18 protein-coding genes are annotated in these 21,046 nt (G+C 59.3%); 9 read left to right on the top strand and 9 right to left on the bottom strand.

Annotation, left to right across the window (positions count from 1 at the left end; translation table 11 throughout):
• Positions 1–16 precede the first annotated feature (16 nt).
• The 3 genes from BXA01_RS01080 (at position 17) to ahpF (ending at position 3,343) form a co-directional block, all read left to right on the top strand.
• Positions 17–955 carry a site-specific integrase gene (locus BXA01_RS01080; protein ID WP_076562660.1) on the top strand — a complete coding sequence of 313 codons (939 nt, stop codon included), beginning with the start codon at positions 17–19 and terminating at the stop codon, positions 953–955.
• A 137-nt stretch (positions 956–1,092) separates the two neighbouring features.
• Entirely contained in the window at positions 1,093–1,656 is a 564-nt protein-coding gene (gene ahpC / locus BXA01_RS01085) for an alkyl hydroperoxide reductase subunit C (RefSeq protein ID WP_016774916.1), read from the top strand.
• Positions 1,657–1,780: 124 nt separating this feature from the next.
• On the top strand, positions 1,781–3,343 hold the full coding sequence (gene ahpF / locus BXA01_RS01090; protein ID WP_076562662.1) for an alkyl hydroperoxide reductase subunit F: 1,563 nt from the start codon (positions 1,781–1,783) through the stop codon (positions 3,341–3,343).
• A gap of 175 nt (positions 3,344–3,518) precedes the next feature.
• Here ahpF and gloA read toward each other — a convergent pair whose 3' ends face one another.
• Entirely contained in the window at positions 3,519–4,040 is a 522-nt protein-coding gene (gene gloA, locus BXA01_RS01095) for a lactoylglutathione lyase (RefSeq protein WP_039762746.1), read from the bottom strand.
• Positions 4,041–4,177: 137 nt separating this feature from the next.
• Here gloA and BXA01_RS01100 point away from each other — a divergent pair, with 137 nt between their 5' ends.
• Entirely contained in the window at positions 4,178–4,696 is a 519-nt protein-coding gene (locus tag BXA01_RS01100) for a DUF4946 domain-containing protein (RefSeq protein ID WP_076562664.1), read from the top strand.
• 215 nt (positions 4,697–4,911) lie between these two features.
• Here the strand turns inward: BXA01_RS01100 and BXA01_RS01105 are convergent, their stop codons facing one another.
• Positions 4,912–5,277: a histone-like nucleoid-structuring protein, MvaT/MvaU family gene (locus tag BXA01_RS01105; protein WP_016774912.1), complete on the bottom strand. Its 366-nt coding sequence runs from the start codon at positions 5,275–5,277 to the stop codon at positions 4,912–4,914.
• Between the two features lie 227 nt (positions 5,278–5,504).
• Positions 5,505–7,040 (bottom strand): EAL domain-containing protein, encoded by a 1,536-nt coding sequence (locus BXA01_RS01110; protein ID WP_076562666.1) that lies wholly within the window; start codon positions 7,038–7,040, stop codon positions 5,505–5,507.
• 350 nt (positions 7,041–7,390) lie between these two features.
• Here BXA01_RS01110 and hppD point away from each other — a divergent pair, with 350 nt between their 5' ends.
• A complete protein-coding gene (gene hppD, locus BXA01_RS01115) occupies positions 7,391–8,467 on the top strand; it encodes a 4-hydroxyphenylpyruvate dioxygenase (RefSeq protein ID WP_016774910.1) in 1,077 nt (358 codons plus the stop codon).
• 173 nt (positions 8,468–8,640) lie between these two features.
• Here the strand turns inward: hppD and rarD are convergent, their stop codons facing one another.
• Positions 8,641–9,522 (bottom strand): EamA family transporter RarD, encoded by an 882-nt coding sequence (gene rarD, locus BXA01_RS01120; protein WP_076562668.1) that lies wholly within the window; start codon positions 9,520–9,522, stop codon positions 8,641–8,643.
• 285 nt (positions 9,523–9,807) lie between these two features.
• Positions 9,808–11,118, bottom strand: coding sequence for an MFS transporter (locus BXA01_RS01125; protein WP_073476652.1), 1,311 nt, complete (start codon positions 11,116–11,118; stop codon positions 9,808–9,810).
• A 171-nt stretch (positions 11,119–11,289) separates the two neighbouring features.
• Here BXA01_RS01125 and BXA01_RS01130 point away from each other — a divergent pair, with 171 nt between their 5' ends.
• The 4 genes from BXA01_RS01130 to BXA01_RS01145 all read left to right on the top strand — a co-directional run bounded on the left by BXA01_RS01130 (position 11,290) and on the right by BXA01_RS01145 (position 16,799).
• Entirely contained in the window at positions 11,290–12,411 is a 1,122-nt protein-coding gene (locus tag BXA01_RS01130; protein ID WP_076562669.1) for a sugar diacid recognition domain-containing protein, read from the top strand.
• A gap of 238 nt (positions 12,412–12,649) precedes the next feature.
• Positions 12,650–13,786, top strand: coding sequence for a glycerate kinase (locus tag BXA01_RS01135; RefSeq protein WP_076562671.1), 1,137 nt, complete (start codon positions 12,650–12,652; stop codon positions 13,784–13,786).
• 158 nt (positions 13,787–13,944) lie between these two features.
• Complete coding sequence (locus BXA01_RS01140) at positions 13,945–15,570, top strand: methyl-accepting chemotaxis protein (protein WP_076562672.1); 1,626 nt, start codon at positions 13,945–13,947, stop codon at positions 15,568–15,570.
• Between the two features lie 41 nt (positions 15,571–15,611).
• Entirely contained in the window at positions 15,612–16,799 is a 1,188-nt protein-coding gene (locus BXA01_RS01145; protein ID WP_076562674.1) for a pyridoxal phosphate-dependent aminotransferase, read from the top strand.
• 149 nt (positions 16,800–16,948) lie between these two features.
• Here the strand turns inward: BXA01_RS01145 and BXA01_RS01150 are convergent, their stop codons facing one another.
• The 4 genes from BXA01_RS01150 to BXA01_RS01165 are packed head-to-tail and all read right to left on the bottom strand — an operon-like array spanning position 16,949 to position 21,030.
• A complete protein-coding gene (locus tag BXA01_RS01150) occupies positions 16,949–17,911 on the bottom strand; it encodes a 2-hydroxyacid dehydrogenase (RefSeq protein ID WP_076562676.1) in 963 nt (320 codons plus the stop codon).
• A gap of 13 nt (positions 17,912–17,924) precedes the next feature.
• Positions 17,925–19,223, bottom strand: a complete 1,299-nt coding sequence (locus BXA01_RS01155; RefSeq protein ID WP_076562678.1) for an MFS transporter — start codon at positions 19,221–19,223, stop codon at positions 17,925–17,927.
• Between the two features lie 57 nt (positions 19,224–19,280).
• On the bottom strand, positions 19,281–20,255 hold the full coding sequence (locus BXA01_RS01160; protein WP_076562679.1) for a sugar kinase: 975 nt from the start codon (positions 20,253–20,255) through the stop codon (positions 19,281–19,283).
• Complete coding sequence (locus tag BXA01_RS01165) at positions 20,248–21,030, bottom strand: sugar phosphate isomerase/epimerase family protein (protein ID WP_076562681.1); 783 nt, start codon at positions 21,028–21,030, stop codon at positions 20,248–20,250. The genes BXA01_RS01160 and BXA01_RS01165 overlap by 8 nt, the downstream gene beginning before the upstream one ends.
• Positions 21,031–21,046: the final 16 nt, after the last annotated feature.

Below are 21,046 nucleotides of genomic sequence, written 5' to 3' on the forward strand. Positions count from 1 at the left end.
AAGCGAGAAAATTGCCATGAGCGACATCGATCGATATCTGCAAGCCGCCACCCGGGACAACACCCGCCGCAGCTATCGCATGGCCATCGAGCACTTCGAGGTGACGTGGGGCGGATTTCTCCCGGCTACTGCTGACAGCGTTGCGCGCTATCTGGTGGAGCACGCCGGGGTGCTGTCGATCAATACGCTGAAGTTGCGTCTGTCCGCGCTGGCGCAGTGGCACAACAGTCAGGGCTTTGCCGATCCGACCAAGGCGCCAGTGGTGCGCAAGGTGTTCAAGGGCATTCGTGCTCTGCATCCGGCGCAGGAAAAGCAGGCCGAACCGTTGCAGTTGCAGGATCTGCAACGAGTGATCGATTGGTTGGAGCAGGAGGCGCAAACCGCCCGCGAGGATCAGGATCGCCCGACCTTGCTCAAGGCGTATCGGGATCGCGCGCTGATTCTGTTGGGCTTCTGGCGCGGCTTTCGCAGCGACGAGTTGTGCCGCTTGCAGATCGAGCATGTGCAGGCGAGTGCTGGCAAAGGAATCACTTTGTATTTGCCGCGCAGCAAGGGCGACCGGGAAAACCTCGGACAGACTTATCAGGCCCCGGCGCTGTTGAAGCTGTGCCCGGTGCAGGCCTATATCGATTGGATTACAGAGGCTGCGCTAGTACGCGGCGCGGTGTTCCGCAGCATTGATCGCTGGGGCAATCTGAGCGAGGAGGGTTTGCACGCCAACAGCATCATTCCGCTGTTGAGACAGGCCCTGCAACGTGCCGGGATTGTCGCCGCCGGTTATACCAGTCACTCGTTGCGACGCGGTTTTGCAACCTGGGCGCATCAGAGCGGCTGGGATCTGAAATCGTTGATGAGTTATGTTGGCTGGAAGGACATGAAATCCGCCATGCGCTATGTTGAGGTCAGCCCATTCCAGGGAATGGCTCGGATTATGGATAAGCCGGATCAGCCGTAGAGATCGTTTTCTTCTATTAATACAGTCAGCTAATAGCGAAAACAAATCAGCAGTATCAGGTTTGCCAATGAGCCTTCCGTCGAGTGAGTGGGTAGGATTCACCCATCAACTTCATAACCCCTGACGGAGAGTCATCGATGCCTATCATCAACAGCCAAGTAAAACCGTTCAAAGCTACCGCGTTCAAAAACGGCGACTTCGTTCAAGTCTCGGATGCTGACTTGAAAGGCAAGTGGTCCGTAGTGTTCTTCTACCCAGCCGACTTCACCTTCGTGTGCCCAACCGAGCTGGAAGACCTGGCTGACAACTACGCTGAGTTCAAGAAGCTGGGCGTGGAAATCTACAGCGTTTCGACCGACACCCACTTTGCTCACGCTGCCTGGCACAACACTTCGCCAGCCATCGGCAAAATCGAATACACCATGATCGGCGACCCTACCCACGTCATCTCCCGCAACTTCGACGTGCTGATCGAAGAAGCTGGTCTGGCTGACCGTGGCACCTTCGTGATCAACCCTGAAGGCCAGATCAAAATCGTTGAACTGAACGATGGCGGCGTTGGCCGTGACGCTTCCGAGCTGCTGCGCAAGATCAAGGCTGCTCAGTACGTCGCTGCACACCCAGGCGAAGTTTGCCCGGCCAAGTGGAAAGAAGGCGAGGCCACTCTGGCTCCGTCGCTGGACCTGGTCGGCAAGATCTAAGTCTGTGACATGCAACGCAGGGCGGCACGCCGCACCTTCTTAAGTTAGCTGCACCGCCCAATAAAAATGCCCGGGCGAGATTCGCTCGGGCTTTTTTTCGCCTCAAATAAAGGAAATCGCCCGTATGTTGGACGCCAATCTTAAAGCCCAGTTGAAATCGTACCTGGAACGGGTCACCCAACCGATCGAGATCGTTGCATCCCTCGACGACGGTGCGAAATCCCGTGAAATGCTGGACCTGCTGAAAGACGTTGCCAGTCTTTCGAGCCTAATTACCCTGATCGACAGCGGTGACGATGTCCGCAAGCCATCGTTCTCGATCAATCGCCCTGGAGCCGACATCAGCCTGCGCTTCGCCGGCATTCCAATGGGCCACGAATTCACCTCGCTGGTGTTGGCCCTGCTGCAAGTCGGCGGCCACCCGTCGAAGGCCAGCGTTGAAGTCATCGAGCAGATTCGCTCGCTCAAAGGCGAGTTCAGCTTCGAGACTTACTTCTCGCTGTCTTGCCAGAACTGCCCGGACGTCGTCCAGGCGCTGAACCTGATGGCCGTGCTCAACCCGAACATCCGCCACGTCGCCATCGACGGCGCGCTGTTCCAGGACGAAGTCAACGATCGCAAGATCATGGCTGTGCCGAGCATCTACCTCAACGGTGAAAACTTCGGCCAAGGCCGCATGGGACTGGAAGAAATCCTCGCCAAACTCGACACCGGCGCGATTGAGCGTCAGGCCGAGAAGATCAGCGCCAAGGAAGCCTTTGACGTGCTGGTTGTCGGCGGTGGCCCGGCCGGTGCTTCGGCGGCTATTTATGCCGCACGTAAAGGCATCCGCACTGGTGTCGCGGCTGAGCGCTTCGGCGGTCAGGTGCTCGACACCATGGCCATCGAGAACTTCATTTCCGTGCAGGAAACCGAAGGGCCGAAACTGGCCACGGCGCTGGAAGAACACGTCAAGCAGTACGACGTCGACATCATGAACCTGCAACGCGCTGACAAGCTGATCCCGGGCAAGAACGGCGAGCTGCATGAAGTCCACTTCGCCAGCGGTGCAACGCTGAAAGCCAAGAGCGTGATCCTCGCGACCGGCGCACGCTGGCGCGAAATGAACGTCCCGGGCGAGCAGGAATACCGCAACAAAGGCGTGGCGTACTGCCCGCACTGCGACGGCCCGCTGTTCAAGGGCAAGCGCGTAGCGGTGATCGGCGGCGGTAACTCCGGCGTTGAAGCGGCGATCGATCTGGCCGGTATCGTGTCGCACGTAACGCTGCTGGAATTCGACGTGCAACTGCGTGCCGATGCTGTGTTGCAGCGCAAGCTGCACAGCCTGCCGAACGTTACCGTGATCACCAGTGCGCAAACCACTGAAGTCACCGGCAATGGCGAGAAGGTCAACGGTCTGCGTTACAAGGATCGCACCACAGATGAGCTGCGCACGGTTGAGCTGGAAGGCATCTTCGTGCAGATCGGTCTGCTGCCGAACACCGATTGGCTGAAGGGCACCATCGAGCTGTCGCCGCGTGGCGAGATCATTGTCGACAACCGTGGCGAGACTTCGATTGCGGGGATCTTTGCCGCGGGTGACGTGACGACTGTGCCGTACAAGCAGATCGTGATTGCAGTGGGCGAGGGCGCCAAGGCTTCGCTGAGTGCGTTCGATCACTTGATTCGCACTTCGGCCCCGGCGTAACTGCCAGGTCGAAAACGAAAAACCCATGAGCGATCATGGGTTTTTTTGTGCCTGGCACAAATCCAAATGTGGGAGCGAGCCTGCTCGCGAAAGCGTCTAATCAGCCAACATCATTGTTGAATGACATACCGCCTTCGCGAGCAGGATCGCTCCCACAATGGATTTATATCGTCAGTTACAGCGGCGCAGGCTGAATGATCTCGACCCAGTAGCCATCCGGGTCCTTGATGAACGCCAGGCTCTTCATCCGGCCGTCGGTCAGGCGCTTCTGGAAATCGCAACCCAGCTCTTCAAAGCGTGCACACGCTGCGACGATGTCCGGCACCGAAATGCAGATGTGACCAAAGCCACGCGGGTCGGTGTTGCCGTTGTGATAGGCGAAGTCGGCATCGTTTTCGGTGCCGTGGTTGTGGGTCAATTCGAGAATGCCTGGAATCGATTTCATCCATTCGGTACGCGCAGCAGCATCGGCCGGGATCTGCGCTTTATCGACCAGCGCAAGGAAGTACAGGCTGAATTCGGCTTCCGGAAAATCACGCTTCTCGACCAGCGAGAAACCCAGGACGCGGGTGTAGAAATCCAGCGACTTGGTGATGTCCTTCACGCGCAGCATGGTGTGGTTGAACACGAAGTTGCGGGTTGCGCTGTCTGGCGTGGCGGTCACGCCGGGGAAAGTGTTCAGTTCGTTGAGGCTCATGGGCCCTCCAATAACAATGGGCGAGTGAATGGGCGCAATGATACGCATGCCGGCCGGCATCGCCAAATGCAAGGCGGGCTTGCCCTGCGCGAGGGCGGGGCTCAGACTTTGCCTTCTATCTACGAGTGCGTCCGGCAATGATCCGACTGTTCAAATCCGTGTTTGTTTTTTTTGCTTTGTCATTGGCCGTGGTTTTCCCGGCCATGGCCGAACCGAGCATCACCTGGCCGGCGGGCTGGAAGGTTGAAATGTTGCCGGATACCGCGCCGCCAGTCTCGCGGCAAAGGGCGGTGAAGCTCGATGCTGACGGCAATCAGGTGATGGTGATGGAGTTGACCATGACGCAAGTGGAGGCGGGGCATCAGGTCAATTTGCAAGGCGTATTGCTGGAGATGCGCAAATCCATCCAGAAGGATTTCTTCCGCAGTGGTTATCAGAGCGTCTGCAACCGAATCCATCCGGCTGCGCTCGGATCATTGACCGGGTTGGAGACGACCTGCACGATCACCGAGAACGGCCGGCACGTATTATCACAAACGCTGGTGGCCGCCGTGGAAACAGACAAGGCTTACGTACTTTCATATGCCGGTCAGGCCGACGTTTATAAGGCGAGCGCCGACGATATAGAAGCGGTGCGCAACAGCCTGAAATTATAAACGTTCGTACTAACTCGCAGCAGTTCGCTTACCGGAAAGGATTAAGCACATAGTTTGATCAAGCGCTCGAGGTAACATGGCGCAGCAAAATGTTTAGCCTGATGATTCAGAAGCGTTACACAAATTTCCAACTTGTTCGATGAAAATCATTTCATTTGTTAGATATTGTCAATAAAAAAGCCCTGCATCAGGCAGGGCTTTTTGTTGGCGCCAGATTAACCACGCAACCATGAATCCACGGTGGCTGCACCGTACTGCTCTTTCCAGGCTTTCAGACCGCGATGGTTGCCGCCCTTGGTTTCGATCAGCTCGCCAGTGTGCGGGTTCTGATAAACCTTAACCACGCGGGCGCGGCGGGTCTTGGGCGCTGCGGACTGCTGCAGGCCTGACTTTGCCGGGTTTGGATCAAGGATGGCGATGATGTCTTTCAGGCCTTTGCCGTAGGTTTTCATCAGTCCCTGGAGCTTTTCTTCGAATTCGATTTCTTTCTTCAGCCCGGCATCGTTCTTCAGCGATTCCAGCTGTTTGAGCTGTTCCTGAAGGGCCTTTTCAGCTGCGCGAAATTCAGCGAGTCTGGACAATATCTTTACTCCAATAGTGTGTTTGGCTGATACCAACCGCAAACAAAGCTATAAGCCAAGAGCCTGGAAGCGACTCGGTGATAATTGGCTCACCTGCCAGTCTGGCTCAGGTTGAAAAAATTGTAGTAGTTAATGCGACAAGAGTAAATCCTGATGTTGTCGCCATGTAACAACAATGACTTTTTGTATCAATTTGGTGCGGTTGTTCGGCGGGCAGTGTCGGCGATTTAATGATGAGTTAATGCTTCGAGGAAATCAGCGCCAGGCATCGGTCTACCGTACAAATAGCCCTGCAAAAAGTTAACGTTATGCTCGGTCAGGTAATCAGCCTGGGCCTGAGTTTCGACACCTTCGGCAACAATGCCCAAGTCCAGTTTGGCCGACAGTTCAATGATGGAGTCGAGAATATGCCTCGATAGCGCGTCTACGCCGATCATGGCCACGAAGCTCTGATCGATCTTTAGAAAGTCGACGTTGAAGGTGCGCAGATAACCAAGGCTCGAGTGTCCGGTACCAAAGTCGTCGATTGCGATTTTCACTCCAAGTGCGTGCAATTGCTCAAACAACTGAAGCGTGATGTCGTTCGGCTCGATCAGTTCGCGCTCCGTCAATTCCAGTACCAGTTCGACGCTGCCGGGCGCAAACGCCGCCAAGAGGTCCCGACAATCTTCGACCAGCTCCAGATCCTGGCAGTGGCTGGCGCTGATGTTGATGCCGATATGGAAAGGTTTGGCGAAGGCCGCAGAATGCGGTCCCAGCAGGGCGGCAGTCTGTTGCATCAGCGCGCGAGTCATCGGCACGATCAAGCCTGAATGCTCGGCAAATGGAATGAACAGATCCGGGCGTACGAGGCCCTCTTTCGGGTGATTCCAGCGCATCAGCACTTCGGCACCCGACCATCGCTTGCTGTCGCCGTGAACCACGGGCTGGAAGTACGGAATGAATTCCCCGGCCTCAAGTGCGCGCATCATTTCGTGGCTGGGCGAGGTCGATCGCTTCTGAACGAAGTGGCCAATGGCACCGGAGATTGCTCCGAAGAAAATCAACAGACTGAACAGCGGAGGATATTCAGCCGCCATGTAACGCCGGACTTCGCCCTGGGGGAAACCCGCCGACACTTTGAAACCGTAACGCTTGGATTCCAGCAGGCTGTGCGCGACCGGCGGGGCAGGCAGTGATCCCTGATGAACTTTGCCGTCGGCGGACAGCCAGTTATGGCCCACTTGCAACATCAGTAATGTCTGGCGGCCGATCAGGCGCAGGATGTTGCTCAGGTGATAACCATCAAGCGTGGTCAGCGCGCCGCCACGACCGTCGCTGAGGCGGTAGATCAACAATGCCGTATCGGGCGTCACCGGATTGCCGTTCATCAACCACAGTTTGCCTTGATGATAGTCCCCGGCATTGACGGCTTCCTGGAACGCCCCGAAGAGTGAGCTGCAGTAGAGATTGTTGTCCCAGACCAGATTGGTTGAGCGCACGAAGGGGCGGCGGGTCACTTGTTCGCGCAGGGCCAGTTTCACCTCTTCGCAATTTTTTCCGGCAAGCGGCAGCAGGACCCGAGCGGCTTCTGCCGTGTTATCGAGCATCAGATCGAACTGTCGCAGCGCTTGTTCGGCCGTCTCCCCGGCACTTTGCTGCAGTGTGCGTTCTGCCTGCATATAAAGAATCCCACTGCCCAGTACGATCGGCAGCAGACCGCTGAGCACAGTCACGACGATGCGGGTCCTGCGTTTGCGGCGGGTTCGACGGGTCAGCGGCATGGACACATCCTGTGGTCTAGAAATCCGACCCGATAAACAATTGAGCCAGAGGGAGAATAGATCGCAGATGGCTCTTGCGCCGTACGAAAAAAAGCGGATTTTATACAGAGGGCAGACAGGTCCCGTTACGCTGTGTAGAATCGATTTACGCATACAATAATAATCGTCTTCTGGCAGCAGAAGCCTCGCCCGCAAGAGCCTTGGGTCGACAATGAAGATATTCGGGTTTCAACTGATCTACGGAGACTTCCTCGCGCGCAGCGTGCGTGGCATCTCCTGTGCGCCGCCCTCCACATCACTTTCCTGACAAATAACCCTGGTTAATTGATAAGAAATGATGAGGCGTCACCATGGCAGATTTATACGAAAACCCAATGGGCCTGATGGGCTTTGAATTCATCGAGTTCGCAGCGCCGACTCCTGGCACACTGGAGCCGATCTTCGAGATCATGGGCTTCACCAAAGTCGCGACCCACCGTTCCAAGAACGTGCACCTGTATCGTCAGGGCGCAATCAACCTGATCCTCAATAACGAACCCAACAGCGTCGCCTCGTACTTCGCCGCCGAACACGGCCCGTCCGTTTGCGGCATGGCGTTTCGCGTGAAGGATTCGCAGAAAGCCTACTCGCGCGCGCTGGAGCTCGGCGCCCAGCCGATTCACATCGAGACCGGTCCGATGGAACTGAACCTGCCGGCAATCAAAGGCATTGGCGGCGCGCCGCTGTACCTGATCGACCGTTTCGGCGAAGGCAGCTCGATCTACGACATCGACTTCGTGTTCATCGAAGGTGTTGATCGCAACCCGGTTGGCGCTGGCCTGAAGATCATCGACCACCTGACCCACAACGTTTATCGCGGTCGCATGGCCTATTGGGCGAACTTCTACGAGAAGCTGTTCAACTTCCGTGAAATCCGTTACTTCGACATCAAAGGCGAATACACCGGCCTGACCTCGAAGGCCATGACCGCACCGGATGGCATGATCCGCATCCCGCTCAACGAAGAGTCGTCCAAGGGCGCCGGGCAGATCGAAGAGTTCCTGATGCAGTTCAACGGTGAGGGTATCCAGCACGTCGCGTTCCTCACCGACGACCTGATCAAGACCTGGGATCAACTGAAGAAAATCGGCATGCGCTTCATGACCGCGCCGCCGGATACCTACTACGAAATGCTCGAAGGTCGCCTGCCGAACCACGGCGAGCCGGTCGATCAGCTGCAGTCACGCGGCATCCTGCTCGATGGCGCATCGGAGCAGGGCGACAAGCGTCTGCTGCTGCAGATCTTCTCGGAAACCCTGATGGGGCCGGTGTTCTTCGAATTCATCCAGCGCAAGGGCGACGACGGTTTCGGCGAGGGCAACTTCAAGGCCCTGTTCGAATCGATCGAGCGTGACCAGGTGCGTCGTGGTGTGTTGACCACCGAGTAATCTGAAATGAAAAAATCCCGGCCTGCAGAAATGCAGGGCCGGGATTTTTTTGCTTCATACAAAACCTGTGGGAGCGAGCCTGCTCGCGAATGCGGACTTTCATTCAACAGTCATGTTGACTGGTCTGACGACTTCGCGAGCAAGCTCGCTCCCACATTTGTCTTGTGTTGCATTCAAGAGCGGCGTTGGCGCGTCAAGTGTTTGAAGCCCTCGAACACCAGCACCACAACCGCCAGCCAGATCGGGATGTAAGTCAGCCACTCGCCTGACTTGATGCTCTCTCCCAGCAACAACGCCACCGCGAGCAACAACACCGGTTCGACATAACTCAACAACCCAAACAGACTGAACGGCAGCAAGCGGCTGGCGATGATGTACACCACCAGCGCAGACGCACTGATCAGGCCGAGCAGCGGAATCAGCCACATCAGCCCCGGATATTGATCGAACACGGCAAGGCCCTGTTCGCCGCCCTGCACAAACCAGTAGGCGACCGGCAGCATCAGGGTCATGTCGACCCACAGGCCACCGAGGTTGTCGGTTTTCAGGTATTTGCGCAGTACGAAATACAGCGGATAACCGACCACGACCACCAGCGTCGCCCAGGAAAAGCCGCCAACCTGATACAGCTCGTTCAACACGCCAAGACTGGCGAAAAATACCGCGATTTTTTGCAGGTAAGACAGGCTCTCGCCATAGGCAATCCGCCCGGTCAGCACCATCGCCAGTGGCAAGAGGAAATAACCCAGCGATACATCCAGGCTGTAGTCATTGAGCGGTGCCCACATGAACAGCCACAGCTGAACCCCGAGCAGGGCGGAAGAAACCAGCAGCCCGGCGATCAGCTTCGGCCTGGCCGCCATCAATCGGAGCAGCTCCAGCACCCGCCGCCATTCCCCTGAAACCAGCATGAACACGGTCATGCACGGCACGGTCAGGAGCATGCGCCAGCCGAAGATTTCCACGCCGCTCAGAGGCGTCAGCAGCGACGTGTAGTAATACATGACGGCAAACAGCACGGAGGCTGAAACCGATAGAGCGATACCTTTAGACAAACTGTCCTCGCGACGTGATGGTTGGACGGGGCGCGCAGGATACGTGGTTTTTGTGCTGAATATTGAGCGGATGCTCATTATTTCCCACATCTAGGAGCCAAAGATCCTGTGGGCGCGAGCCTGCTCGCGAAGAGGCCGGCAGATTCAGCATAGATGTTGCGTCGGCTGGCGCTATGCATGATTGCATCGCTTAAACGCAAAAGATCGCAACCTTCGGCAGTTCCTACAGGGAACGCATTCCACAGTAGTTGCCGAAGGCTGCGATCTTTTGATCTGTGCTTCTGATTAAGCCCGCAACGTCCGCGTCATCCGCAACGCCAGCAGACTCCCGCCGACGATCACCGCCGCCAGCACGTACAACGCCGCATCCGTCGAGCCAGTGCTGTCCTTGACCCAACCCACCAGGTACGGGCTGAGGAACCCGGCCATCTGCCCCATCGAGTTGATCAACGCCAAGCCGCCAGCCGCCGCGCCCGCGCTCAGCATGGCGGTCGGCACCGGCCAGAACATCGGCAGACCGGTCAGTGCACCCATGGTCGCGATGGTCAGGCCGAGAATCGCAATCGCCGGATTGGCCGCGAAATTCACCGCGATCACCAGCCCGATCGCGCCCATCAGCATCGGCACCACCAAGTGCCAGCGGCGCTCCTTGCGCAAGTCCGCCGAGCGCCCGACGACCAGCATGAACACCGCCGCGAGCAGATACGGAATCGCACTCAGCCAGCCGATCACCAGGTTGTCGCTGAAGCCGAGGTTCTTGATGATCGACGGCAGCCAGAAGTTGATCGCGTACACGCCGCTCTGGATGCAGAAATAGATCAGACCAAAGGCCCAGATCGCTGGGTTCTTGAACACCGCAAGCAGCGAGTCGGTGGCCGTTTTCGGTTTGTTGGCGAGGTCTTCGGCGTGGTCGGCTTCGAGCACCGAACGTTCGTGGGCGGTCAGCCATTTGGCGTTGGCAAAGCTGTCGCTCAACAGGAAATACGCCAGCGCACCGAGGATCACGGTCGGAATGCCTTGCAGGAGGAACATCCACTGCCAGCCGGCCAGGCCACCTTGGCCGGCGGCGAAGTGGTTGAGAATCCAGCCGGAAAACGGGCTGCCAAGCAGGCCCGACACCGGAATTGCCGACATGAACAACGCCATGATCCGGCCACGGCGGAAGGTCGGGAACCACTGGGAGAGATACAGCACGACGCCCGGGAAGAACCCGGCTTCAGCGGCACCGGTGAAAAAGCGCAGGGTGTAGAACTCGGTCGGGGTGGTGACGAACAACAGGCAGGTCGACAGCGTGCCCCAGGTGATCATCATCAAGGCAATCCAGCGCCGAGGACCGAAGCGGGTCAATGCCAGGTTGCTCGGCACGCCGCACAGCACATAACCGATGAAGAAAATCCCGGCGCCGAGGCCGTACACCGTTTCGCTGAATTTCAGTGCGTCGAGCATCTGCAATTTGGCGAAGCCGACGTTGACCCGGTCGAGGTAGTTGAACAGGTAGCAGATGAAAATGAAGGGAATCAAACGCAGGGTGATGCGTTTGTAGACGGCGTTTTTACCGTCGTCGATGGTCTGGGTAGCTGCGGCGCTCTGCGACATAGCGGCTCTCTCTTTATTATGATTTTTTGCGATGCAAAGGGTAACGTTGATCGCCCTGAGAGTCTCGGCCACCTTTGGCCGGATTGTCTTTGTGCCTGAGCACAGGGTTTGCCGCCAGACCCTGTGCGGCTGAACAACCGTCCGTGCCTGAAATGAAGGATTGCCGCCGCTATGTTCGAACTCGATCACGACCTTGCCCAGGACATCGTCGACCGGGCCATGGCCATTTTGCCGTACAACGTCAATGTCATGGACAGCCAGGGCCTGATCCTCGGCAGCGGTGAACCGGAACGCATCAACACCCGGCATGAAGGTGCGCAACTGGTGCTGGCCAACGGGCGCGTGGTGGAAATCGATGCGCAGACGGCGGTGCACCTCAAAGGCGTGCAACCGGGCATCAACCTGCCGCTGTTGCTCGATCAGCGCTTGATCGGCGTGCTTGGCATCACTGGCGAGCCGGAGCAATTGCGCACCTACGCCGAGCTGGTGCGCATGACCGCAGAAATGCTGGTCGGCCAGCGCAACCAGCAGGCCGAGCAACAGTGGCGACGGCAGCGTTGCGATGATCTGCTGGCGTTGCTGCTGAGCGAGGCGGGGGATTCGCCGCGTCTGATCGATGAGGCGCAGCAGCTTGGGCTCAAGCCGCAATTGACCCGGGTGCCGTATCTGTTTGAACTGGGGCTTGAGCACGGGCCGGGGCAAACCGTCGAGGCTCTGAGTGCATGGCTGACCTCGCGTTATCCGGACAGTTGGTGCGTGAGTTCGGCGAAGTCGTCGCTGTTGTGGTGTCGCCCGGCGAGCCAGAACGTCGAGCACGATCGCCTGCTGGAAAAGCTCGATGGCCTCGGCTGGAAGATTTTGCGCATCGCCGTCGGCGGGCAGGCGGATGGCCTGGCCGGGTTACGACGCTGTTATCGACGGGTCGGCGATTTGCTCGCTTATGGTCGTGACGTGCTGCCGAATTCGAGACTGCTGACGCTCAATCGTTATCGCTTGCCGGTCATGCTATGGCGTCACCGCAACGATGATGCGCTGGACGAACTGCTCAAGCCGCTGCGCAAAGTCATCGCCAAGGACAGCAACGGCCAGTTGCTGGCGACCCTGCGCAGTTGGTGCGAGCACGACGGGCAGAGCCAGGCCTGTGCCGAGGCGTTGGGCATTCATCGCAATAGTCTGCGTTATCGCATGGAGCGGATTGCCGAGTTGAGCGGGGTTGATCCGTTGAAGCTGGACGGGATGCTGGCGTTGTATCTGGGGGTGCAGCTGTTGCCGCAGACTGATCCATTGACATGAGTTGTCCTTGAGGCCGCCATCGCTGGCAAGCCAGCTCCCACAGGTCAGAAGGCGTTCATAACTTCCATATTCACCGCAGAACCCTGTGGGAGCTGGCTTGCCAGCGATGAGGCCGGCACGACCAACACATATCTTTTGTGGAAATGAACAATAAACGCCGACGCCACTTGTGCACTCGACCGGCGTCAAGGCGCAGGCCGACTGGCAGCATGAATGCCACTGCAACCGGAGAATTCCCATGAAAATCGTCATCGCCCCCGACTCGTTCAAGGACAGCCTGAGTGCCCAAGGCGTTGCCGAAGCCATCGCCCTCGGACTGGCGCAGGTCTGGCCGCAGGCAACGCTGATCAAATGCCCGATGGCCGATGGCGGCGAAGGCACGGTCGAGTCGATTCTCGCAGCCTGCGAAGGTGAGTTACGCCGCACCCGCGTGCGCGGTCCACTGGGTGCGCCGGTCGATGCTGCTTGGGGTTGGCTACCGCACAACCACACCGCGATCATCGAAATGGCCGAGGCCAGCGGTCTGCAACTGGTCCCGCCGGGACAGCGCGATGCCTGCATCAGCAGCACGTTTGGCACGGGTGAATTGATTCGTGCAGCGCTGGATGCCGGCGCGCAACGAGTGATCCTGGCGATCGGCGGCAGCGCGACCAATGACGCCGGCGCCGGGGCGATGCAGGCGCTGGGGGTGAAGTTGCTGGATGCGCAGAATCAGTCGCTGGTACCCGGCGGCCTGGCCTTGGCGCAACTGGCGCGATTGGACCTGAGTGGACTTGATCGACGTCTGGCCGATGTGCGTTTCGACATCGCCGCCGACGTTAACAATCCGCTCTGCGGCCCTCACGGCGCCTCGGCCATTTTCGGCCCTCAGAAGGGCGCGTCGCCTGCGCAGGTTGAGCAACTCGATCAGGCGCTGGGGCACTTTGCCGAACTCTGCGCGCAAGCATTGGGCAAAGACGTGCGCGATGAACCGGGCAGCGGCGCGGCGGGTGGTCTGGGGTTTGCGGCCAAGGCTTTTCTCGGTGCGCAGTTTCAGGCGGGCGTCGAGGTGGTAGCGGAACTGGTCGGGCTCGCTGACGCGGTCAAAGGTGCGGATCTGGTGATTACCGGAGAAGGCCGCTTCGATGCACAAACCCTTCGCGGCAAAACGCCGTTCGGTGTTGCGCGAGTTGCCAAACAGCACGCCGTGCCGGTGATTGTGATCGCCGGGACCTTGGGCGAGGGCTACCAGGAACTCTATCAACACGGCATCGACGCTGCATTCGCCGTGACCAGCGGACCGATGACACTGGAGCAAGCCTGCGCCGAAGCACCGCGCCTGCTGCGTGAACGCGCCACCGATATTGCTCGGGTCTGGCAACTCGCCTCAGCCTGAAAAATATTTACCGCAGACCCGAAACCTTCCTCAAGCCTGGCCGATACAACGGTCAGGCGCACACAAAACCACAATTCAGTGCCGCCGGACTGTCGCCCGCTATGGGCCAGTGCTCACGGCATGGACGCTCGTAGTTTCTTTCTTTCGAGAGTCCGACCATGTCCCTGCGTAACCTGAATATCGCGCCCCGTGCTTTCCTCGGTTTTGCCTTTATCGCCTTGCTGGTGATTGTCCTCGGCGTGTTCGCCGTCAGCCGCATGACGGTCATTCGTCAGGCGTCGGTCGACATGGACACCAACCAATTGCCTAGCGTGACCCACCTCAGTGTGGTCACGGAAAACGTCTTGCGCATGCGCATTCTCTCGTTCCGTGTGCTGGTCAATCGCGAACCGGCCAGCCTGCAAGAGGCAGAAACCCGCATCGCGGTGCTGGTCGACAAGGTGCGCAAAGCTCAGGCCAGCTACGCTGCGTTGCCGGCAGGTCCTGAAGAGCACGCCGTTTTCCAGACGTTTTCGACCACCCTCGATAACTATCTGCAAGCCCAGAACCGGATGCTTGAGCTGTCGCGCCAGGGCGATCTGGAAGCAATGCGTGCCTTGATCAACACCCGTATCAAGGAAGGCACCGATCAAATGGGCGAACAGCTCAACAAGTTGATCGGCATGAATACGGCGGGGGCGAAAGCAGCGGCGACGCAAGCCAGTGAAAACTATGACAGCGCCATCATCGGGATCATCATCGTCGCGGTGATCGCAGCGCTGGCCACCGTGTTGCTCGCCTGGTTGCTGACCCGCAGCATCGTCACACCACTCAACCGCGCCGTGCTCGCTGCGCAAACCATTGCCGGCGGTGACCTCAGTAAAGCCATCGAAGTCGACGGCAAGGACGAACCGGCGCGCCTGCTCGAAGCCCTGGCCGCGATGCAGACCAACCTGCGCAAAACCATCGAGCAGATCGCCGGCTCTGCCACGCAACTGGGCGCCGCTGCCGAAGAACTCAGCGCCGTCACTGAAGAAGCGTCGCGCGGGCTGCAGCAGCAGAACAACGAAATCGAACAGGCCGCCACGGCCGTCAACGAGATGACCGCTGCGGTGGAAGAAGTGGCGCGCAACGCCGTTTCGACTTCTGAAGCTTCCAATCAGTCGACCCACGCCGCCCGCGAAGGTCGCGATCAAGTGGTGAAAACCGTCGACGCGATCCAGACCATGACCCACGACGTGCAAAACACCGCGCAGATGATCGAAGGCCTCGCCGCGCAAGGTCGTGACATCGGCAAGGTGCTGGACGTGATTCGCGCGATCGCCGAGCAGACCAATCTTCTGGCGCTCAATGCTGCGATTGAAGCGGCGCGCGCCGGCGAGGCTGGCCGTGGTTTTGCCGTGGTGGCGGACGAAGTGCGCGCCTTGGCCCATCGCACCGCGCAGTCGACCCAGGAAATCGAAAAAATGGTTGCCGGCATCCAGAACGGTACCGGTGAAGCTGTCTCCTCGATGCAGCAAAGCAATCAGCGCACCCAGACCACATTGGAAATGGCCCGCGCGGCCGGCGTGGCGCTGGAGCAGATCACGCAATCGATTCACCAGATCAACGAACGCAACCTGGTCATCGCCAGTGCGTCGGAAGAGCAGGCGCAAGTCTCGCGCGAAGTCGATCGCAACCTGGTCAACATCCGCGACCTCGCCACGCAATCGGCCGCCGGCGCCAATCAGACCAGTGCCGCGACCCACGAACTGTCGCGGCTGGCAGTGGATTTGAATGCCATGGTGGCGCGTTTCGTGATTTGAGATACGGTGAAGGCTGGAAACCGCGCTAACAGGAGACGTACATGCGCTATTCAGCCTTGACCCAACGAATCGCCGGGGAGGGTGCCGCTGCCTGGCAGATTCACGACCGAGCGCTGGAACTGCGCGCCGAGGGCGTTGATGTTTTGTTGTTGAGCGTCGGCGATCCGGATTTCGATACGCCGTTGCCGATCGTCCATGGCGCGATCGATAGCCTGTTGGCCGGCGACACCCATTACGCCGACGTGCGTGGGCGGTTCGAGCTGCGCAGGCTGATTGCCGAGCGTCATCGCCAGCGCAGTGGTCAGCGTGTTGATCCTGATCAGGTGATTGTCCTGCCCGGCGCGCAATGCGCGGTTTACTCGGTGGCGCAGTGTTTGCTCGATCCGGGCGATGAAGTGATCGTCGCCGAGCCGATGTACGTCACTTACGAAGGTGTGTTTGGCGCTTGCGGTGCCAAGGTGATTGCGGTGCCGGTGCGCCCCGATAACGGTTTCCGTGTCGACCCGGCCGATGTCGCTGCGCGCATCACGCCGAGAACGCGCGCCATGCTGCTCAACAGTCCGAACAATCCCAGCGGCGCGAGTTTGTCCTTGCTGATCTGGCAGGAACTGGCAGCGCTGTGCATTCGTCATGATCTGTGGCTGATCAGCGATGAGGTGTACAGCGAGCTTTTATACGAAGGCGAACACATCAGTCCGGCGAGCCTGCCGGGCATGGCCGAGCGCACCGCAACGATCAACAGTCTGTCGAAATCCCATGCGATGACCGGCTGGCGCATCGGCTGGATGATCGGCCCGAAAGCCTTGGCCGAGCATCTGGTGAATCTGTCGCTGAGCATGCTCTTCGGTCTGCCGGATTTCGTACAGAAGGCCGCGCAAGTGGCGCTACAAAGCGATCTGCCGGAAGTCACGCAAATGCGCGAGGAGTATCGCTTGCGCCGCGATCTGGTGTGCGAGCGTTTGCACGGTTGCCCCGGCTTGCAGCCGATTTGCCCGGATGGCGGCATGTTTGTGATGGTCGATGTGCGCCAGACCGGGCTTGGCGCTCAGGCGTTTGCCGAGCGCTTGCTGGAAGGTTATGGCGTGTCGGTGCTGGCCGGTGAAGCGTTCGGGCCGAGCGCGGCGGGGCATATTCGCATCGGGCTGGTGGTGGATCGGGTCAAACTGGCGGATGCCTGCGCGCGGATTGCGTTGTGTGCGGTGCAGCTGTTGCAGGCGCGCAGTGCCTGATGGATTTGCGTTGCCTGAACCGGTGCCTTGCTGATCGTTCCCACGCTCCGCGTGGGAATGCCTCTAGGGACGCTCCGCGTTCCAGCTTTCGGAAGGGACGCGGAGCGTCCCGGGCTGCATTCCCACGCTGAGCGTGGGAACGATCAGTATCAAGGATTAACCAGATTCCCCGGCCGCTGTCCATTCAACGCCGCCAACAGATTCTCTACCGCACACCGCGCCATTGCTTCCCGGGTTTCATGGGTCGCCGAGCCCATGTGCGGCGTCGCCACCACGTTGCTCAACTGCAACAATGGCGAATCATGATTCAACGGCTCGCGCTCGAACACATCCAGGCCTGCCGCGCGAATCCGCTTGTTGCGCAACGCCTCGATCATCGCCGCCTCATCAACCACCTTGCCTCGCGAGATATTGATGAAAATGCTTTCCGGCCGCATAAGCGCAAATTGCTCGGCGCCGATCAAGCGTTCGGTCTGTGCCGTCAGCGGCAAGGTGAGGCAAATGAAATCGGCCTGCTGGAGCAACTCTTCGAGGCTGCGATACTGTGCGTCGAAACGCTCCTCGACCGCCGGTTTGCGCGACTGGCTGTGGTAGATCACCGGCATGCCGAAACCGAAATGCCCGCGCTGGGCCAAGGCTTCGCCGATGCGGCCCATGCCGATGATGCCCAGCGTTTTGCCGTGCACATCGGTGCCGAAATGCGCCGGGCCGATGTTGCGGCTCCACTGCCCGCCACGGACCATGTTCGCCAGTTCGACCACACGCCGCGCGGCAGCGAGGATCAGGGCGAAACCGGTGTCGGCGGTGGTTTCGGTGAGCACGTCCGGGGTGTTGGTCAGCAGAATCCTGCGTCGATTCAGATACTCGATGTCGTAGTTGTCGACACCCACCGAGACGCTGGCAATCGCCTCCAACTGCGGCGCCAGATCCAGCAGCGCGGCATCGAGTTTCAGGCTGGCCCCGAGCAAACCGTGGGCGCGGGGCAGGGCATCGCGCAACTGCATGAGGCCATCGGCGTCGAGGCTTTCGATCAGCGTTACGTCAAACTGCTCTTGCAGGCGCGCCATCAGCGCGGGCGAAAGTTTCTTGTACAGCACGACCTGTTTTTTCATGGCAAAAGTCCTTTCAGGAATGCGCCGGCACACGCGGTGTGGCGACGGCTTTGGCGACGACGCGATCACTGGCGCCGGGCTTGAGGAAAATCGTCAGCACCACCGACAGCAGCAGCGCGCCGCTCATCAATAGGTACGAGGCACCGGGCGAGCCGGTGGAGCTGTTCAGATAGCCGACCAGATACGAACCGCCGAACGAGCCGAGCGCGCCCATGCTGTTGATCAGCGCCATGGCGCCACCGGCAACGTTGGCCGGCAGGATCTCCGGGACGATGGCGAAGAACGGCCCATACGGCGCGTACATGCAGGCGCCGGCAATCACCAGCAGCGTGTACGACCACCAGAAGTGTTCGGCGCCCAAGGCATACGAGCCATAAAACGCAATCGAAGCGATCAGCAGCGGTGGCCAGACGAAGCGTTTGCGCTTCTGCAATTTGTCCGAACCCCACGACACCGCGAGCATGCCCAGCACGGCCGCCAGATACGGCAGCGCCGACAGCCAGCCAGCCTCGATCATGTCCATTTGCGCGCCGGCCTTGAGGATCGACGGCAGCCACAATACGAAACCGTAGACGCCGATGCTCCAGCAGAAAAACTGCAGCGCCAGGATGATCACCTTCGGCGAACGGAACGCCTCGGCGTAGTTCTTCACCGCCTTGATCCCGACCTGCTCAGCGGCGAGCGCGCTTTCCAGATCGTGCTTTTCCTGCTCATTGAGCCACTTGGCCTGAGCTGGTCGATCATCGGCCAGACGCCACCAGATAAACGCCCACAACACCGCCGGCAGACCTTCAATGATGAACATCCAGCGCCAGCTGAAATGCTGCACCAGATAGCCCGACACCACCGACATCCACAGCATGGTCACCGGGTTGCCGAGGATCAGAAAGGTGTTGGCCCGCGAACGTTCGGCACGGGTGAACCAATGGCACAGATAGACCAGCATCGCCGGCATCACCGCCGCTTCGACCACGCCGAGCATGAAGCGAATGACGATCAGCCAATAGGCGTTGGATACCACGCCAGTCAGCGTAGCCAAGCCGCCCCAAAGAATCAGGCTGACGAAAATCAACTTCTTCACACTGTGTTTTTGCGCGTAGATCGCGCCCGGTACTTGGAAGAAAAAGTAACCGAGAAAGAACAGCGCACCGAGCAGCGAGGACAGACCCGGTGTGATCATCAGGTCTTCGGCCATGCCCGACGCGGCGGCAAAACCGTAGTTGGCGCGATCAAGATAGGCCAGGCTGTAAGTGATGAACACAATCGGCATGATGTACCACCAGCGGCGGGTGGCGAGGGTAGCGGTTTTCATCGGTGTGACTCCTGAGCTTGTTGTTTTTGTCGCAGCAGGTTTATTGATTTGCGGTGATCAGGCGGGCTTTTTCGCGAGCCTGCTCGCGAAGGCGGATTCAAATTCAATCGATAACTCTTGGCGGGTCGGCAACCCCTCCATGTCGCCACGACTCTGCACCGCGCGACTGCCAATCCAGTTCGCCCGCTGCACGGCCTCGGCAAAACTCTGGTGCTCGAGCAGGGCGCTGATCATGCCGACCGCAAAGCCATCTCCGGCACCCACGGTATCGACCACGTTGCTCACCGGCACGCCGGCAACGAAACCCTGATCCAGCTGCGTGCGGTAATAAGCACCCGCAGGCCCGAGCTTGATCGCCACGGCCTCGGCGCCCTGATCCAGATAGAACGCAGCAATGTCGGCCGGGTCGTCGAAACCGGTGAGCAAGCGGCCCTCGCTCAACCCCGGCAGCACCCAGTGGGCGAGGGCAGCGAGGCGGTTGATCTCGCGGATCATCTCGGCCTCGCTGGCCCACAGGCTTGGGCGCAGATTCGGGTCGAACGACACGCTGCGCCCGGCGTTGCGCATCCGGGTCATCAGTTCGAAGGACATTTCCCGGCTGGAACCTGACAGCGCCGGCGGAATACCGGTGGCGTGCAAATGGCGGGCGCTCAGCAGGTTGTCGCTGATGGAGTGCGGCGACAAATGACTGGCTGCCGAGCCGCGCCGGAAATATTCGACCTGCGGGTCGCTGCCATCGTCGTTGCGCGATTTGAACTGGAACCCGGTGGGGTGATTTTTATCGACTTCAACGTGGCTGCAATCCAGACCTTCCTTGATCAGCGTTTCCACCACAAAGCGTCCGAGCGAATCGTTTCCGACCCGGCTCAGCCATGCGACGTTGAAGCCCAGCCGCGACAAGCCGATCGCGACGTTGCTGTCGGCCCCGGCAATCCGTTTGTGAAACTGCTCGACCTTGGCCAGATCGCCGGTCTGCTCGGCGACCAGCATCGCCATGGTTTCACCGAAAGAAAGAATATCGATCTCAGACATGGGCTGGCTCCAGGCGCGATTGACCGAGGCGGGCGAGGGCGGCGACGTGTTCGCGGGTCAGTTGCACCAGGTCATCGCCTTGCAGCGGGTATTCAGCGGCGCGCATCACGCCTTGGTCCATGTGCCGCAGCAGTTGTTCCCACAGATGCAGATCGCTGATGGCCGGCGGTACGGCGATCAGTTTGCCGTCGGCGCGGCGCGCAACGGCTTTGCAATGCACGTAACCGACATGACGCCCCAGCGCGCGAGCGGCGCTGGCGGCGGACTGATCCTGCCAGTGCCAGTTACCGATGTCGAAAGTCATCTTGATCGGCAGATTGTGCTGCTCAACGGCGGCGAAGAAACGCTGGAATGGCTCGATGCGCCCGCCGTGCAAGGTCTGGTCGTTCTCCACCAGCAGTTGCACCGGGCTTTGCTTGAGTCGCTCGGCCAGTGCCTGCAAGTCAGAGTTGTCGGTGAAATAACCGAGGGACACTTTCAGCCATTTCGAGCCAAATGCCTGGGCCTGCTGCAGCGCGGTAATCAGTTCGGGATTTGGCTGCGCTTGCCCTGCGAGCCAGAGTTCGGTGGGTGAGGAATAAATGCTTTGCAGGCCCTGCGCCTGGGTAGCCTGAGCCAGTTGCGCCGGGTCTTCACGGGTCAGCAGCTCTTCACGCCACTCGATGCGATTCGCCCCGGCTGCCGCGAGGATGTCGATAAAACAATCCTGCCCACGCTGGCGCACGAGCTCGGCACCGTAGCTGGACAGACTGATGGAAACGGCTGGTTTATTCATTGTTATTGACCTCTGA

The organism is Pseudomonas sp. B10 (assembly GCF_900156235.1).
Taxonomy (GTDB): domain Bacteria; phylum Pseudomonadota; class Gammaproteobacteria; order Pseudomonadales; family Pseudomonadaceae; genus Aquipseudomonas; species Aquipseudomonas siliginis.

Bases quoted from the DNA above. Each gene is read 5' to 3' on its own strand.
- BXA01_RS01140 (WP_076562672.1), top strand. From the start codon at position 13,945: ATGTCCCTGCGTAACCTGAATATCGCGCCCCGTGCTTTCCTCGGTTTT.
- hppD (WP_016774910.1), top strand. From the start codon at position 7,391: ATGGCAGATTTATACGAAAACCCAATGGGCCTGATGGGCTTTGAATTC.
- ahpF (WP_076562662.1), top strand. From the start codon at position 1,781: ATGTTGGACGCCAATCTTAAAGCCCAGTTGAAATCGTACCTGGAACGG.
- BXA01_RS01125 (WP_073476652.1), bottom strand. From the start codon at position 11,118: ATGTCGCAGAGCGCCGCAGCTACCCAGACCATCGACGACGGTAAAAAC.
- BXA01_RS01135 (WP_076562671.1), top strand. From the start codon at position 12,650: ATGAAAATCGTCATCGCCCCCGACTCGTTCAAGGACAGCCTGAGTGCC.
- gloA (WP_039762746.1), bottom strand. From the start codon at position 4,040: ATGAGCCTCAACGAACTGAACACTTTCCCCGGCGTGACCGCCACGCCA.
- ahpC (WP_016774916.1), top strand. From the start codon at position 1,093: ATGCCTATCATCAACAGCCAAGTAAAACCGTTCAAAGCTACCGCGTTC.
- BXA01_RS01130 (WP_076562669.1), top strand. From the start codon at position 11,290: ATGTTCGAACTCGATCACGACCTTGCCCAGGACATCGTCGACCGGGCC.
- BXA01_RS01155 (WP_076562678.1), bottom strand. From the start codon at position 19,223: ATGAAAACCGCTACCCTCGCCACCCGCCGCTGGTGGTACATCATGCCG.
- BXA01_RS01080 (WP_076562660.1), top strand. From the start codon at position 17: ATGAGCGACATCGATCGATATCTGCAAGCCGCCACCCGGGACAACACC.
- BXA01_RS01110 (WP_076562666.1), bottom strand. From the start codon at position 7,040: ATGCCGCTGACCCGTCGAACCCGCCGCAAACGCAGGACCCGCATCGTC.
- BXA01_RS01160 (WP_076562679.1), bottom strand. From the start codon at position 20,255: ATGTCTGAGATCGATATTCTTTCTTTCGGTGAAACCATGGCGATGCTG.
- BXA01_RS01165 (WP_076562681.1), bottom strand. From the start codon at position 21,030: ATGAATAAACCAGCCGTTTCCATCAGTCTGTCCAGCTACGGTGCCGAG.
- BXA01_RS01145 (WP_076562674.1), top strand. From the start codon at position 15,612: ATGCGCTATTCAGCCTTGACCCAACGAATCGCCGGGGAGGGTGCCGCT.
- BXA01_RS01100 (WP_076562664.1), top strand. From the start codon at position 4,178: ATGATCCGACTGTTCAAATCCGTGTTTGTTTTTTTTGCTTTGTCATTG.
- BXA01_RS01150 (WP_076562676.1), bottom strand. From the start codon at position 17,911: ATGAAAAAACAGGTCGTGCTGTACAAGAAACTTTCGCCCGCGCTGATG.